This is a genomic window from Paenibacillus sp. FSL R10-2199 (genome assembly GCF_038000235.1).
Taxonomy (GTDB): domain Bacteria; phylum Bacillota; class Bacilli; order Paenibacillales; family Paenibacillaceae; genus Paenibacillus_AQ; species Paenibacillus_AQ phytohabitans.
In genome coordinates, this window is sequence record NZ_JBBOBO010000001.1 from 1,530,737 (window position 1) to 1,545,380 (window position 14,644).

Annotated in this window: 14 protein-coding genes; all 14 read left to right on the plus strand. The window is 44.7% G+C overall.

Going from position 1 to position 14,644, the window contains the following annotated elements; translation table 11 throughout:
- Nucleotides 1-46: 46 nt before the first annotated feature.
- The 14 genes from flgK (at nucleotide 47) to secA (ending at nucleotide 14,285) form a co-directional block, all read left to right on the plus strand.
- Nucleotides 47-1,648, plus strand: a complete 1,602-nt coding sequence (gene flgK, locus NYE33_RS06720; protein ID WP_341065201.1) for a flagellar hook-associated protein FlgK — start codon at nucleotides 47-49, stop codon at nucleotides 1,646-1,648.
- 18 nt (nucleotides 1,649-1,666) lie between these two features.
- Nucleotides 1,667-2,587, plus strand: a complete 921-nt coding sequence (gene flgL / locus NYE33_RS06725; protein WP_341065203.1) for a flagellar hook-associated protein FlgL — start codon at nucleotides 1,667-1,669, stop codon at nucleotides 2,585-2,587.
- Nucleotides 2,588-2,598: 11 nt separating this feature from the next.
- Nucleotides 2,599-3,162, plus strand: coding sequence for a DUF6470 family protein (locus tag NYE33_RS06730; protein ID WP_341065205.1), 564 nt, complete (start codon nucleotides 2,599-2,601; stop codon nucleotides 3,160-3,162).
- Between the two features lie 86 nt (nucleotides 3,163-3,248).
- Nucleotides 3,249-3,695, plus strand: a complete 447-nt coding sequence (gene fliW, locus NYE33_RS06735) for a flagellar assembly protein FliW (protein WP_341065206.1) — start codon at nucleotides 3,249-3,251, stop codon at nucleotides 3,693-3,695.
- 1 nt (nucleotide 3,696) lies between these two features.
- Nucleotides 3,697-3,930 (plus strand): carbon storage regulator CsrA, encoded by a 234-nt coding sequence (csrA, locus tag NYE33_RS06740; protein WP_341065208.1) that lies wholly within the window; start codon nucleotides 3,697-3,699, stop codon nucleotides 3,928-3,930.
- A 149-nt stretch (nucleotides 3,931-4,079) separates the two neighbouring features.
- Nucleotides 4,080-5,525, plus strand: coding sequence for a flagellin N-terminal helical domain-containing protein (locus NYE33_RS06745; protein WP_341065211.1), 1,446 nt, complete (start codon nucleotides 4,080-4,082; stop codon nucleotides 5,523-5,525).
- 161 nt (nucleotides 5,526-5,686) lie between these two features.
- The gene (locus tag NYE33_RS06750; protein ID WP_341065213.1) at nucleotides 5,687-6,079 is read left to right on the plus strand and encodes a flagellar protein FlaG; all 393 of its coding nucleotides are present in this window, start codon (nucleotides 5,687-5,689) and stop codon (nucleotides 6,077-6,079) included.
- Nucleotides 6,080-6,098: 19 nt separating this feature from the next.
- A complete protein-coding gene (gene fliD / locus NYE33_RS06755) occupies nucleotides 6,099-7,595 on the plus strand; it encodes a flagellar filament capping protein FliD (RefSeq protein WP_341065215.1) in 1,497 nt (498 codons plus the stop codon).
- A gap of 24 nt (nucleotides 7,596-7,619) precedes the next feature.
- Nucleotides 7,620-8,009: a flagellar export chaperone FliS gene (gene fliS / locus NYE33_RS06760; protein ID WP_341065217.1), complete on the plus strand. Its 390-nt coding sequence runs from the start codon at nucleotides 7,620-7,622 to the stop codon at nucleotides 8,007-8,009.
- Nucleotides 8,002-8,337: a hypothetical protein gene (locus tag NYE33_RS06765; protein ID WP_341065219.1), complete on the plus strand. Its 336-nt coding sequence runs from the start codon at nucleotides 8,002-8,004 to the stop codon at nucleotides 8,335-8,337. Before fliS ends, NYE33_RS06765 begins: the two co-directional genes overlap by 8 nt.
- 228 nt (nucleotides 8,338-8,565) lie before the next feature.
- The gene (locus tag NYE33_RS06770; protein WP_019915069.1) at nucleotides 8,566-8,763 is read left to right on the plus strand and encodes a cold shock domain-containing protein; all 198 of its coding nucleotides are present in this window, start codon (nucleotides 8,566-8,568) and stop codon (nucleotides 8,761-8,763) included.
- A gap of 440 nt (nucleotides 8,764-9,203) precedes the next feature.
- Nucleotides 9,204-10,643 carry an S-layer homology domain-containing protein gene (locus NYE33_RS06775; RefSeq protein WP_341065221.1) on the plus strand — a complete coding sequence of 480 codons (1,440 nt, stop codon included), beginning with the start codon at nucleotides 9,204-9,206 and terminating at the stop codon, nucleotides 10,641-10,643.
- Between the two features lie 267 nt (nucleotides 10,644-10,910).
- On the plus strand, nucleotides 10,911-11,468 hold the full coding sequence (gene hpf, locus NYE33_RS06780) for a ribosome hibernation-promoting factor, HPF/YfiA family (protein ID WP_042140221.1): 558 nt from the start codon (nucleotides 10,911-10,913) through the stop codon (nucleotides 11,466-11,468).
- A 312-nt stretch (nucleotides 11,469-11,780) separates the two neighbouring features.
- The gene (secA, locus tag NYE33_RS06785; RefSeq protein ID WP_042140220.1) at nucleotides 11,781-14,285 is read left to right on the plus strand and encodes a preprotein translocase subunit SecA; all 2,505 of its coding nucleotides are present in this window, start codon (nucleotides 11,781-11,783) and stop codon (nucleotides 14,283-14,285) included.
- Nucleotides 14,286-14,644 lie beyond the last annotated feature (359 nt).

Below are 14,644 nucleotides of genomic sequence, written 5' to 3' on the forward strand. Positions count from 1 at the left end.
TCATGGCCTCATTCACCGCAGCAATCACAAGGGAGGAACAAGTAGCATGACATCCACATTTCACTCGATCGAAACAGCAAGACGAAGCCTGTTTACCCAGACTGCTGCGCTCAATACAACCGGCCACAACATTGCCAACGCTAATACGGAGGGTTATACCCGCCAGCGTGTGAACATGACTGCATCCATTCCTATTGAGGCTTATGGCCTTAGCAACTCGACGGTTCCGGGCCAGTTAGGGACGGGGGTGGAATTTGGTTCAATTGATCGGATTCGAGAGACTTTTCTGGATACCCAATACCGCGGCGAGAATTCAGCTTTAGGAAGCTGGGCGATCCAATCGGATACACTAGACAAGCTAGAGGCAATCTTTCAAGAACCATCGGACACAGGCCTTAGTACAGTTCTAGATAATTTTTGGAAATCATGGTCAGATCTTAGCAAGAATCCGGAGGATAGTACTTCTCGCAAAATTGTAGTTCAAACCGCCCAATCTCTTACTGATGCGCTTAATTATATGAGTAAGCAGCTTACTAACCTAGATACAGATTTGGCCTCAAATGTGGCAGTCAAAGGTACTGAAGTACAAGGATATCTAGCTTCCATCGCAGATTTAAACTCATCTATTTTCAAGATTGAGAGCATGGGCGACAAAGCTAATGATTTGCGTGATCAACGTGACCTGCTGACGGACAAGCTCTCTAAGATCGCAAATATTAATATAATTGATACTGAATATGGCTATAACATTTCACTTGGTAGCCAACAGCTCGTCCAAGGAGCCACTGTGGCTGCGACTGTGGATAGTGCATTCCTCAATACTGCTTTTGCATCAGGGGATCTGAAGACCGGAGAAGTTCACGGAATGATCTCCTCCAGTCAGAAGTACGTTGCGGATTATAAGAAACAGCTTGACAACATTGCTAATACAATTGCAGTCGGAGACATGGATATTACTCTTCCCAAAGGTTCTATACTTCCTGAAGGAACAGTTTTGACCAATGCTGCAACTATAACTAAAACAGATGGTTCAATAGCTACTATCGCAGCAGGTACAGCCCTTCCCAAAGGTGCAACTTTAAATGCTGATGTGCAAACAACTGTAAAAGGGTTAAATGGTCTTCATCAACTGGGTTATACGATGGATGGTACACTCAATCCCGGCAAACCGTTATTTACAATTACAGGTGACGGGAGTGCTATCACGGCTGGCAATGTCACATTCAATGCTGTAATTGCCGCAGACACCAATCTATTGGCTACTTCACTTCGAACTACGGGAACAGGCTCCTCTGAATCAGTAGTTAAAGGGAATAATACTTTGGCACTTTTATTAGCCAATCAGCAATCTGGTTCTTTTATATCACCAACTACAGGTATCAAGGCGACAGCAGGTTCCTTTTACAAATCGATGGTTGGGCAACTTGGGATTCAATCACAAGAAGCTACCAGACAGACGGAGAACTCTAATTACCTTGTAGAACAAGTAAACGCTCGTCGGCAATCTGTTAGCGGAGTATCTTTGGACGAAGAAATGTCTAACATGCTAGTATTCCAGCACGCTTATAGTGCGGCTGCGCGTTTTATGACTACTTATGATGAACTACTCGACAAATTAATTAACTCTACCGGCACCGTAGGCAGATAAGAAAGGGGGATTTAAGCGATGTTACGGGTAACCTCCAATATGATGAATTCACAGTTGCTGCTTAACTTGAACCGCAACGCACGCACGATGAATGATACACAACTACAGCTTGCAACTGGGCGGAAGATCAATAAACCCTCGGATGATCCTGTCGGGATTACTTACTCACTGCGTTACCGTGCGGACTTGTCCGCGAATGAGCAATACCAGGAGAATGTAGATGATGCTACCTCTTGGCTGGAGTTTAATGATACAGTACTGACCCAATCAGGAGATGTAATTCAACGGCTTCGCGAGCTGTCTGTAAAAGGAGCTAATGGTGCTAATCCACAAGAGGCGATGGATAGCATTAATGCTGAAGTGAAGCAACTTAAGGAACAGCTTATTGATATATCCAACAGCCAGTTCAAGGGAAAGTATATTTTTAATGGACAGCAATACGATATACAACCTTATAAATTTGCTACTGGAGCTGATGGAACACCAGATACTTCGGGGGCTGCTTCCATAATTACGGATAAAGGCGTATTGAATTACACCGTAGGTGACAGTGTTCAGCTTCCGATCAATATTACAGGTAATGATGTATTTGGTGGAGATGAAGCGGATAATATCTTTGCTGTTATCGATAAGATTTCGGCTGCCCTTGCTGTCGGAGATACGGCTGAAATTTCAAGTCAGTTAGGAAATATCGACAGTCGTATCAACAAAATGTTAACTGTCCAAGCAGATGTCGGAGCAAAAACCAACCGCATTGAGCTAATGAAGAATAGATTAAGCGATATGGAAGTGAATTTGACAGACTTGCAGTCGAAGACTGAAGATGGCGATTATGCGGAGATGTTAATGCAGTCCAAAATTCAAGAGAATATTTATAATGCCTCTCTTTCTGTAGGTTCTAAGATCATCCAGTCCACCCTTGTAGATTTCATAAGATAGGGGGGGCTTAGATGATACCGATAGTTCAAATACGGCAAACAACTGCCTTAATCGGGATCGAGACTACTGCTGGGAGCCTGTCAATTGTTCAGCCCAAGGCAGATATGCAAATTACTACTACTCCCGGGCAACTGGAGATTCATCAGTCTCCCCCTGAGATGACAATTGATCAGTCTCAAGCTAGGGCCGCATATACAGGTGGAACTTATAATGAGATGAGCCAAAGGATCTATTCGGGTGTTGAGCAGCTATGGCTTCAAGGTATTGCTAAACGTATGGAGCAAGGCGAACGGATGGCCAATTTTCACAAACCGGGAAATAGTATAGCAGAGGTTTACGGTGAGGATTGGAAACCGGTGTCTTACCCGGAAATCCGTGGTCCGGCATCCGTAGATAACGTGCGAATAGATGTAAAGGTAATTCCTCCTCAAATAGAGTATCGTAGGGCAGAAGTCAACATTCAAGTGGAGGCCCACTATCCGGAAATTAACTATACACCGTCAAGCGTGGATCTTTATCTAAGGCAAAAGCCCTCCATAAGCTTTATTCCACCGGAGATTGATATTCAAATGTAAATATTAATACAGGCTATAGATACGGTTGATCATGACCAAATGTCTATAGCTTTTTTATTAGACTATGAATAAGGAGTGTTCACAGAATGAATATAGAAACATTGACTTGGGGAACGCTAGATATTAAAGATGAACAGATTTATCACTTTCCTAAAGGTATTCCGGGTTTTGAAGATGATATTGATTTTGCATTGATAACGGTAGAAGACGGGCCGTTCAGTTATTTGCAATCGCTTCAAAATCAGAGTGTTTCCTTTTTATTGAGTGACCCCTTCGTTTTCTACCCGACTTATGAATTCCAGCTTCCAGAATCTGACAAAGAGGAACTGGAGATTGCCGACCTGGTAAATGTACGTTGCATGGTTACGATTAAAGAAGAGTTGGAGAGCTCGACTGTTAATTTACTAGCACCGATTGTACTAAATCCGGTTAAACGTTCAGGGAAGCAGGTTGTACTACACAATTCGAACTATCAAACAAGACATGGTTTATGGAATGTTTCCCAAGATCATTTTGAAAAGGGTGGTGAGTAATATGCTTGTTCTTACCCGAAAAAAGGGCGAATCGATTATCATACAGGATAATATCGAGATCACCATTCTGAGTGTGGAAGGAGATATTGTGAAAGTAGGCATAAACGCTCCGAAACATGTCGATATCTTCAGGGAGGAAGTATATCTTTCCATAAAAGAAGTAAATAAGGAATCTGCTGCACCTGCACCCACAAATCTTAATGCTCTTATGGAGCGGCTGCGTACTCAAAAATAAATTTGTGAATTCATGAAAATAGCTATAAACAAATCAGATACCGGGTCGATATATATATTAGACGCTGAATCCGGAGGGGCGGCCGACCTTAACGGCAGCGTTTACCACATGGATGTGGAACTAACTTAATTTCAGGGAGGAAATACACAATGATTATCAATCACAACGTAACAGCATTAAATACTCACCGTCAATTGAGCACTAACACAGCTAACCAGAGCAAGAACATCGAGAAACTGTCTTCCGGTCTTCGTATCAACCGTGCAGGCGATGATGCAGCAGGTTTGGCAATTTCCGAAAAAATGCGCGGACAAATCCGCGGTTTGGATCAAGCAAGCCGTAACGGACAAGACGCTATTTCATTGATTCAGACTGCAGAAGGCGCCTTGAACGAAACACATTCAATTCTTCAACGTGTTCGTGAACTGGCTGTTCAATCTGGTACTGATACAAATACTGCTGATGACCGCAAAAAGATTCAACAAGAAGTTGACGAGTTGGCTAAAGAAATCACTCGTATCTCTAATACAACTGAGTTTAATACTCAGAACTTGCTTGCTGGCGGTTTGAAGAACACCTATCAAATCGGTGCAAATGCAAACCAGAATCTTTCTTTGAGCGTTAGTGCTATGGATGCCAAGTCACTTGGAGTTTCCGGTGATGTAATTAGCACTACTTTGACTGCGGGCTCTGGAGTAACAGGTATTTCAGGTGTGACTTCTGATCTAGGAGCAGGTGCTAATGTTACTGTTTCTGGCGTAACTGCCGCTACTGCTACTGCCTCTGGTGGTAATATCACAGGAGCGAGTACTACTACTGGCTCTGCTTATACCGGTTCTACAGATTTTTCAATTCAATATAAAATTGCGAGCATTGGCACTCCAGCTACGGGAGACGTTTCTTCGGTCAGCTACTCCAAGGATGGAGGTACTACATGGGCAACTGCTTCAGTATCAGGTACTGACTTTGATCTTGGAGACGGCGTGAAGCTTCAAATTGCTAACAACGCTGCAAATGCTGTGGGGAACCAAGGTTCTGTTGCTGTTAAAGCAGCGACTGCAGTTCTTACTTTAGGTAATACTGCTGGTGCTATTGGTTCATCAGTAACTGTGCGTAGTAATCAAACAGGTGTAACCATTGGTGATAATGCTACTGGACGTACAGCAAATGTTGATTTTACTTTTAGTGCACTAGCTGCAGGCACTCCTGCAATTGCGCAAGCTAAACAGGCTTCTACATCTGCAACAGTTGATGCTAACGGAAATGTATCAACTCAGGCTACAGTTCAGAAGGGCATCGATGTATCTTCGCAAGGTGCTGCTAATAGTGCGATTACCAATATTGATAAAGCTATTACAACAGTATCTTCGGAACGCTCTAAACTGGGTGCATACCAAAATCGTTTGGAACACACAATCAACAACCTGAATACTTCATCCGAGAACTTGACTGCCGCTGAATCCCGTATCCGTGATGTTGATATGGCGAAAGAAATGATGGAGCAGACTAAAAACTCCATTCTGGCACAGGCTTCCCAAGCTATGCTGGCTCAAGCTAACCAACAGCCACAAGGTGTTCTTCAATTGCTTCGTTAATTTTCACAGCTTTAAAATTCTTTTTAGTAATCGAGAATCCTGGATTATTCCAGGGTTCTTTTTTTCTGTTTTGAGCTTTATTTTTTGCATTACCTATAATATGGTTGACAACAAATTCCGATACATAGTATATACATTGACCAGTGACGGAGGGTTCCGCGATGGATGTTCGATTAGCAGGAGCAGGGAATTATGGTGCTAGGCCTACGGAAACAGGAAATAGGATTGAGAAAAAAAACAACGTAAATACCAGCCTTTCTGTAGTCAATCAAGCTAGCAGTAATGAAGATTTAAAAAGGATGGAGAGCCAAGGTATTCCTATTTCATTAGGCGAAGAACAGGTAGTTAAAGCACTTGACCGGGCACTGAAAGCTCTGGAGGGACCTTCTACTACCCTGGAAGTAAGTATGCACAAGGAAACAAAAACGATTATGGTCAAGATCTTAAATAAAGAAACTGGTGAACTTATCCGGGAGATTCCTCCAGAGAAAACACTGGACTTAGTAGCTAATATGATGCAGATTGCAGGTATAATTGTTGACGAGAGAGTTTGATTGAAAAGGAGGAACAGCTATGACTTTGAGGATTAGTGGACTTGCTTCCGGGATTGATGTCGATAGTATTGTAAGCCAGATGATGACAGCCAAGCGAGTTCCTTTGGATAAATTGAATCAACAGAAGCAAATTCTTCAGTGGCAAAGAGATAATTATCGTGAGGTCAATAGCAAGTTGGTTGATTACAAGAATAATAAACTAGCAAAATTTGATAATTCCGCTCAGATGAATTCACAAAAGGCTACAGTATCCGGTAATACTGCAGCGCTTAAAGCTGAGGCAACCGCAGATGCGAATGGTACGAGTATGGAGATTACAGTAACTCAATTAGCAAAAGCAGCAGCTAAAGAAACTGCGGGGATGGCAGTTTCTAAGGATGGTAAACGTATCACCTCAAACTCAACGTTAGAAGATCTCAGGGCATTTAATAATGTCACAGCATCATCTGATGGGAAATATTCAATAACCGTGAATGGCAAGACAACGATTAAATTGGATAGTACTACTTCAATAGCTGATGCTATTACTTCTATTAATAAAATTGATGGAGCAAATGTTAAAGCTAAGTTTGATGAAGTAACAGGTAAGTTCAGTATCACTTCCACAGTCTTTAGTTCAGCGGGTAAAGTGGACCTTGGTAGCGGAGATAACTTTCTTCAGCTTTTTGGCTCAGGAGCAGTTACGTCTACACCGTATCAAGTTGCAAAAATAAATGTAAAAGCAAATGGAAGTGCAACTGGTACAGATTTGGAGTTCTCAAGTAATGTTTTTAAATTAAATGGAGTGCAGTTCACTCTTTTAGCTGAGTCTACCACATCGGCGACGGTGACTACAGAAACAGATTATACGACAACACTTTCGACCATCACGAGCTTTGTAGATAGCTACAATGAATTAATAGCTAATTTTAACGCTAGAGTCAATGAAGAACGTTATCCTGACTTCACACCGCTTAGTGATGAGCAGAAGAAAGAAATGAAGGAAAGCGAAATTGAAGCTTGGGAAACCAAAGCGAAAAGTGGGATGCTAAAGAATGATGAGATTCTGAAATCCACTTTGCTTTCCATGCGTTCTGAGATAACAAAGAAACTTGGTGATTTGAGTGCGATTGGTATCACTAGCGGAGAGTATTATGAAAATGGGAAATTGTATATTGATCAGGAAAAATTGAAGGAGGCACTTCAAAATGAGCCTCAAAAGGTAACTTCTCTATTCCAAGGATCTAACAGTGGAACTGATGGGCTTTATGATAAATTAACTTCAAGTATTAGTACTGCTATTGAAAAATTATCTACTAAAGCAGGTACCTCTAAGTATAGTGTTGATCTAACCACTGCTTTTAAATCAGACAGTACCATGGGAAAAAAATTGAGTGATTATAATACTCGAATTAGTGCCCTGCAGGATCGTCTAGCTGATATGGAAACCAACTATTATAAGAAGTTCACTGCCATGGAAACAGCAATGAATAAGTATAACAGCCAATCGAGTAGCCTCTCAAGCTATCTCTCATAAATATTTTACAAAGGGTGGATATGAATGATAACATCTCCTTACGATAAATACCGGCAATCCTCAGTGCAGACTTCCAGTCCGGCACAGCTGCTGCTCATGATGTTTGACGGAGCAATTCGTTTTGGTAAGGCGGCGTTGGAAGGAATCGATTCAGCCGATTTTAATAAAGTAAGCACTAACCTGGGTAAGGCACAAACTATTGTAAATGAGCTTATTACTACATTGGATGACTCGTACGAGGTTTCCAAGGGACTTGCCTCAATGTATGAATATATCAATTATCTCTTTATAGAATCCAACATTAAAAAGTCCAAGGAACAAGCAGAGGAGGCGCTTGGTTACCTTCTGGAGCTTCGACAGACTTTCGCCCAGGCTTCTAAAATGAATACTGCACAAGATCAGCAGCATGGATAACCTGCTGCAGGAGCTTGAACAGCTGACCCTAGCTATAAATGCTCAGCTAATGGGTGCTACTCCAGAAGAGTTCGAAGCCTTCGTAGAGCAACGTCAGATCCTTGTCGATGCCATCGGGCAAGAGGTCGAGAAATGTCAGCCGACGCCTGCACAAAAGGACACAATTCGTCGAATCATGGAACATGACCCGGGCATCATGACCCGGATGAATGCCCACCGGCTGGAAGCCAAAGACTGGCTGCAGAAGCGCAACCAAGCTAAAGCCCAACGCAATGCATACGAGGCAGGCTATACCCCAGACAGCATTCTAATGGACCGAAAAAAATAATAGATTCCAGATGTTTCAGCTGGGGAGCGGGCGGGTATTTTAATAGCGTCTGCTCCTTTTTTTGTATCTTGTATCACAGAATCTGCCTTTTTTATGAGAGATTTAAGGATGGTAAAATATTGCAAGTAAACATTTACTATTCCAATTGACAATAGAGAAGCAGCGGTGGTATAGTCGAATTGTGAGCAAGACTCACGTTCATCTGATGACGAAGGGAATGTTTAGTCAATGGAAGGTAAAGTAAAATGGTTTAACGCAGAAAAAGGTTATGGTTTCATCGAAACTGCCGATGGTGGCGACGTATTCGTACACTTCTCCGCGATTCAAACTGACGGTTTCAAGACATTGGACGAAGGCCAATCCGTAGAGTTCGATATCGTTGAAGGCGCACGCGGACCACAAGCAGCTAACGTCATCAAATTATAATCATCCGGCGAAGCCGACCTACATATATGGTAGATGGTTAGCAATTGAGACAACGCTAGCGTTAGACCTTGGGGATACTTCCCTGGGGTCTTTTTTATAATATAAGACTTCATCTGCGTTGCGTAATAAAGTATCCTTCTATTTCACGCTGAAACAGTACCGTCCTTATTAAGGATGGTACTGTTGTTTCTGCTTGCGTTCACCTAACAAATAACACGCAACATAAGGCGGAAAAGACACATCATTAGACACTTTGTAAAGTTTTATTTCAAGAATCCGTTAATTCCCTCCAAAATATGGGTAATGAGAGACGTTGGGCTTTTTGTTGCCTAGATAGCACCTCATTATTAGCTTAGGCGTATGCTTCCGAAAAGAACCTAGATAAGAAGACATGCAGTGAAGCCTATGCCCATCAAACACTCAGGAGGATGAACAAAAGAATGAAGAAAACATGGCGTGGCCTTATGGCCGGATTACTTGGTATTTCGATGTTGCTCGGATCATTAGGCAGTGTGTCAGCTGCGGCTACCCCCAAAGACATTCAAGGTCACTGGGCGCAGAAGCAATTGCAGAGCTGGCTGGATAAAGGATACCTGGGCGGTTATCCTGACGGAACGGTGAAGCCGAACAAGGCTATTACCCGCGGCGAGTATGTGGCACTGATCAATCGCCTGTTCGGGTTCACCGAAACGGCTTCCATTAGCTTCACGGATGTCAAAAGCACAAATTGGGTTTACAGCGAAGTAGCCAAAGCCGTAAAGGCCGGTTACATCGGCGGGTATGAGAATAATACCTTCCGTGCCAACAATCCGCTTACCCGGCAGGAAGCGGCTGTCATTGCAGCCAAAGTCCTGAAGCTGAGTACAAGCTCTACTACACTTAAGTTCAAGGACAGTGCCCAAGTGGCAGCCTGGGCCAAAGGTGCGGTTGTAGCAGCAGCAGACAAGAAGATTATTAATGGTTATCCGGACGGAACCTTTGGACCGAAGAAATCACTTACACGGGCCGAAGCGGTAGGAATCATCAGTAACTCTGTTGTCTATAAACCGGCAGGCACTGGTGGAGTGACACCAACACCGGCCCCTACGGCAACGACTGCTCCTACAGCAACACCTGTGCCAAGCACCAGCCCAACAGCAACCCCGGTTACCGGTGGTAGTGGTGGTGGCACTGGCGGTGGTGGCGGCAGCGTTACCTTACCTTCTGTAAGCAACGTGACCTACGGTCATGTGGGTTCGGTTACTGCAGATGTATATGTTACGCCTTCGGTAACAGGGGCAGTATACTATGTAGTTGCTCCTTACAGCATGAATGTAACAGCACCAACTGCAGCGCAAGTGAAAAACGAATTGACTAGTGCAGGAACAGCAGGCGTTCATTCCGGCACAATCGCAACAACTGCTAATACAACCGTTGCGTTCTCTGTATATGGTCTGAGTGCAGGTACTGAATATACCGTATATGTCGCTCTGGCTGATAATTCAGGCAATTGGTCTGGCGTGACCACTCTTAGATTAAAAACAGCACCAAGCAGCACCACCTCACTTACCCAGGTGGGAGTGGACAGCATAGGAACTGTAACTGCCGCTGTGTATGCCAAATATGGGCAGACAGAGGGTCTCCCTGCACCACTGAAGTATGTTGTGGTTAAGGCAACGGAAGCTGATCCTACAGCACAACAGATTTCTGAAGGAAAGGATAGTGCTGGCGTTGTCTTAACGGGAACTTTTGCGGGTCCGAATTCTACAGTATCTCCAGGTGTCAAGCATACCTTTACGCTGAGCGGACTGACTTCCAACACAGCCTATAAAGTCTTTTTCATCACTGGTTCTAATGGTAACTTCTCCCCAGTAGAGATTTTGCGCATCCAGACCAAATAAGTAAGACAAATAAATCAGACGCTACTGTCTGCAATATGCAATATGCAATATGTCAGCAATCATTCATAATCTAGACTTCAAAGTGAGATAATACTGTAGCTGTAATGGTCCGGCCAGGGCGAGTTCATGCGCTAGCCGGGCCTGTTTATTGTTTAGGGCAAGGCTATGACATCTTTTGTTAGCTAAATGTAAAGGCTGTCATGATTTGTTTTTTACTTAGCCCTGACAATTTGCTATAATGAAAAGGTAAACAAAGGAGGAGTGCCCATGCAATTCAGCATTCGAGGTCAACAAATTGAAGTGACCGACGCTTTGAGAGACTATGTTGATAAGAAGCTCAGCAGACTTGAGAAGTATTTCGATGCACCCCCTACCTCAGAAGGATATGTGACGCTTGGCGTCGTTCGCGGCCTTCATACGGTGGAAGTTACAATCCCTCTGGCAGGTGTGACGCTTCGTGCGGAAGACCGCAGCGATGATATGTATGCATCCATCGATGCCGTAGTGGACAAGCTGGAACGTCAGATCCGCAAGCACAAGACCAAACTTAACCGCAAGTTCCGCCAGGAAGGCAGCTTGAAGACCTTGTTCGTAGAAGGTTCGGCCAGTGCCGTAGCTGTTGAGGATCAGGAACAGGATTATGATGATCTTGAGGTTGTGCGGAACAAACGCTTCACCTTGAAGCCTATGGATGTGGAAGAAGCGATTCTGCAAATGAACATGATTGGACATACTTTCTTCGTGTTCTCCAACATCGACACTTCTGAAGTTAGCGTTGTTTACAAACGCGATGACGGCAAGTATGGTTTGATCGAACAGAACTAACCTGCTAACCGGAAATTGCTGGTATAAGGAAGGGCTTCCGTTTCAGCCTGACGTAGACAATTAGACGAGCCCCTATTCGCTTGAAGCGAATAGGGCTCTTGTGCGTATATACAGAAGGTAGAGTCAAGAATACCTGCATCTGTTCCTATGAAAAGGCATTATGCAGAATAAGGTTGCGGCAGCTTGTATTGCGGCTTCTCTTACAAACTGTTACAATTTATGAAGCAGCGGAATCGAAATCATATATGGCCCTTTCAATTTGTTGAGGATGGGCTCGGTTCCACCATCTGTGTTGCATGAAAGGGGTTAACCATGCTAGGACTTGTTAAAAAAATATTTGGCGACGTTAATGAACGTGATGTCAAACGTCTCATGAAGACGGTCGAAGTAATTAATGGTTTGGAGCCGGATTTCGTATCGCTTACGGATGAAGAGCTGCAGGCTAAGACAGTAGAGTTCCGTGCCCGTCTTGAGAAGGGTGAAACCTTGGAAGAGATTCTTCCCGAGGCATTTGCAACCGTACGCGAAGCTTCCAAACGGACGCTGGGCATGCGGCATTTTGACGTTCAGTTAGTTGGGGGTATGGCGCTGCATGAAGGCCGGATCTCCGAAATGAAGACCGGGGAAGGCAAGACGCTGGTAGGTACACTGCCGGTATATCTGAATGCACTCTTGGGCAAAGGCGTGCATGTCGTAACCGTAAATGATTATCTGGCTCAGCGCGACAGCGCACAAATGGGGCAAATCTATAACTTTCTGGGCATGACGGTTGGGGTCAACCTCAACGGCATGGACCATAATGATAAACAAGCAGCATATGCCTGCGATATTACGTATGGCACGAATAATGAGTTTGGTTTTGACTATCTGCGTGACAACATGGTGCTCTATAAGGAACAGATGGTACAGCGTCCGCTGTATTTCTGTATTATTGACGAAGTCGATTCCATCCTCATCGATGAAGCCCGTACACCTCTGATCATTTCCGGACAAGCTGAGAAATCGACAGAGCTGTATTATGCAGCAGACCGTTTCGTGAAGAAGCTGACTGCTGAAGAAGACTACACTGTTGATATTAAGGTGAAGTCTGTTGCCTTAACCGAGAAGGGCGTTGCTGTAGCTGAGCGTGCTTTTGGCATAGAGAATCTGTATGATCACAGTCACGTTACGCTGAACCATCATATCGTACAAGCGCTGAAGGCGAATGCAATTATGCGCCGCGATGTAGACTATGTGGTTAACGAAGACGAGGTTATGATCGTCGATGAGTTCACGGGACGTCTGATGCAGGGCCGCCGTTACAGCGACGGGCTGCACCAGGCTATCGAAGCTAAGGAAGAGATTGAAGTCCAGAATGAGAGCATGACGCTGGCTACAATCACCTTCCAGAACTACTTCCGTATGTACCGCAAGCTCGGTGGAATGACCGGTACTGCGAAGACAGAAGAAGAGGAATTCAAGAAGATCTACGGTCTGGAAGTCCTCCAGGTACCTACCAACAAACCTAATCAGCGTGTTGATATGCCTGACGTGGTCTACAAAAGCGAGAATGGCAAGTTCAACGCTGTAGTCGCTGAAATTGTGGAGCGCCACAAAAAGAATCAGCCGGTGCTTGTAGGTACGGTATCGATTGAGAACTCCGAACGCGTATCTGAAATGCTGAAGCGCAAAGGTGTCAGACACCAGGTGCTGAACGCGAAGCATCATGCTGCAGAAGCTGAAATCATCTCTTTTGCCGGTCAGCCGGGAACCGTAACGATTGCTACGAATATGGCTGGACGCGGTACGGATATCGTACTGGGCGAAGGCGTGACCGATCTTGGCGGCCTGCATATTATTGGTACAGAACGTCATGAATCACGCCGTATCGATAATCAGCTGCGCGGACGTGCCGGACGTCAGGGTGACCCGGGTTCCACGCAGTTCTACCTGTCTCTTGGGGATGAACTGATGAAACGTTTCGGCGCGGACAACGTGCTGAACATGATGGACCGTCTTGGATTCGAAGAAGATCAGCCGATTGAGAGCCGTATGATTACCAAAGCGGTTGAATCTGCCCAGAAACGGGTGGAAGGCAACAACTTCGATATCCGTAAAGTCGTATTGCAATATGATGACGTGATGAATCAGCAGCGTGAGATTATCTACAAACAGCGCCGCGAAATTCTCGAGTCTGACAATATCAAAGACATTGTAGTGGAAATGATCAAACCGGTTGTTGACCGTATTGTGAATGCCCACTGCAGTGACGATATCCCGGAAAACTGGGAGCTGCAGGAAGTCGCGGATTATGTGAACAGCAAATTGCTGGAGGAAGATTCCCTGACCCGTGATGATCTATGGGGCAAAGAAGTAGAAGAAATCATCGAATTCATCTTTGGCCGTGTACTGGAGAAATATGCAGCACGTGAAGAACGTCTCGGCGCTGAGCTGGTGCGTGAATTTGAGAAGGTTATTGTACTTCGTTCCGTAGACAGCAAATGGATGGATCATATCGATGCCATGGATCAGCTTCGTCAAGGGATTCACCTCCGTGCTTACGGCGGTACCGATCCGCTTCGCGAATATCAATTCGAGGGCTTCGAAATGTTCAATGCCATGACGGCGAACATTCAGGAAGAAGTGGCGACCTACATTATGAAGGCACATATTGAGACGAATCAGGAGCGTCAGTCGGTAGTGGAAGAAGATAAGATCTCCACGAACGCTGAGCCTGCTGAGAAACGTCCGGTGCATGTGGAGTCTACTGTCGGCCGTAACGATCCTTGCCCTTGCGGCAGCGGCAAGAAATATAAGAACTGTCACGGTCAGGCGTAAGAGAGAACAAATTCAATTTTCTGATTCTGGTGGAATAGCGAGCAGGCATTAAATCTGCGAGCACGTTTCACCGTAATGCACTTCTAGTTTTGTTCACTGTCACTTAGGTTATAATGACAATAAAAGCGGCTGGGCCCGGGGGACTCCCCGTTTGCGGCCCGGCCGCTTTTTTGGATGTTTGAAGGAATGGGGCGATTGCTTCAAGCGAAGCGAACGGAATGGCTCTGTAGAACTGTAATTGAGGTGGAAGTGGCGGAGGGGAAGTTTGGAACTGTAGGAGCGGTAGCGTCCGCCTTTAGGATTGAATTTCTACTGCGATGAGCAGTTTGAATGAGGAAATTCAATCCTAACAGTGGCCG

Excerpts from the sequence above, each read along its gene's own strand:
- flgK (WP_341065201.1), top strand. The coding sequence starts at position 47 with ATGACATCCACATTTCACTCGATCGAAACAGCAAGACGAAGCCTGTTT.
- flgL (WP_341065203.1), top strand. The coding sequence starts at position 1,667 with ATGTTACGGGTAACCTCCAATATGATGAATTCACAGTTGCTGCTTAAC.
- NYE33_RS06730 (WP_341065205.1), top strand. The coding sequence starts at position 2,599 with ATGATACCGATAGTTCAAATACGGCAAACAACTGCCTTAATCGGGATC.
- fliW (WP_341065206.1), top strand. The coding sequence starts at position 3,249 with ATGAATATAGAAACATTGACTTGGGGAACGCTAGATATTAAAGATGAA.
- csrA (WP_341065208.1), top strand. The coding sequence starts at position 3,697 with ATGCTTGTTCTTACCCGAAAAAAGGGCGAATCGATTATCATACAGGAT.
- NYE33_RS06745 (WP_341065211.1), top strand. The coding sequence starts at position 4,080 with ATGATTATCAATCACAACGTAACAGCATTAAATACTCACCGTCAATTG.
- NYE33_RS06750 (WP_341065213.1), top strand. The coding sequence starts at position 5,687 with ATGGATGTTCGATTAGCAGGAGCAGGGAATTATGGTGCTAGGCCTACG.
- fliD (WP_341065215.1), top strand. The coding sequence starts at position 6,099 with ATGACTTTGAGGATTAGTGGACTTGCTTCCGGGATTGATGTCGATAGT.
- fliS (WP_341065217.1), top strand. The coding sequence starts at position 7,620 with ATGATAACATCTCCTTACGATAAATACCGGCAATCCTCAGTGCAGACT.
- NYE33_RS06765 (WP_341065219.1), top strand. The coding sequence starts at position 8,002 with ATGGATAACCTGCTGCAGGAGCTTGAACAGCTGACCCTAGCTATAAAT.
- NYE33_RS06770 (WP_019915069.1), top strand. The coding sequence starts at position 8,566 with ATGGAAGGTAAAGTAAAATGGTTTAACGCAGAAAAAGGTTATGGTTTC.
- NYE33_RS06775 (WP_341065221.1), top strand. The coding sequence starts at position 9,204 with ATGAAGAAAACATGGCGTGGCCTTATGGCCGGATTACTTGGTATTTCG.
- hpf (WP_042140221.1), top strand. The coding sequence starts at position 10,911 with ATGCAATTCAGCATTCGAGGTCAACAAATTGAAGTGACCGACGCTTTG.
- secA (WP_042140220.1), top strand. The coding sequence starts at position 11,781 with ATGCTAGGACTTGTTAAAAAAATATTTGGCGACGTTAATGAACGTGAT.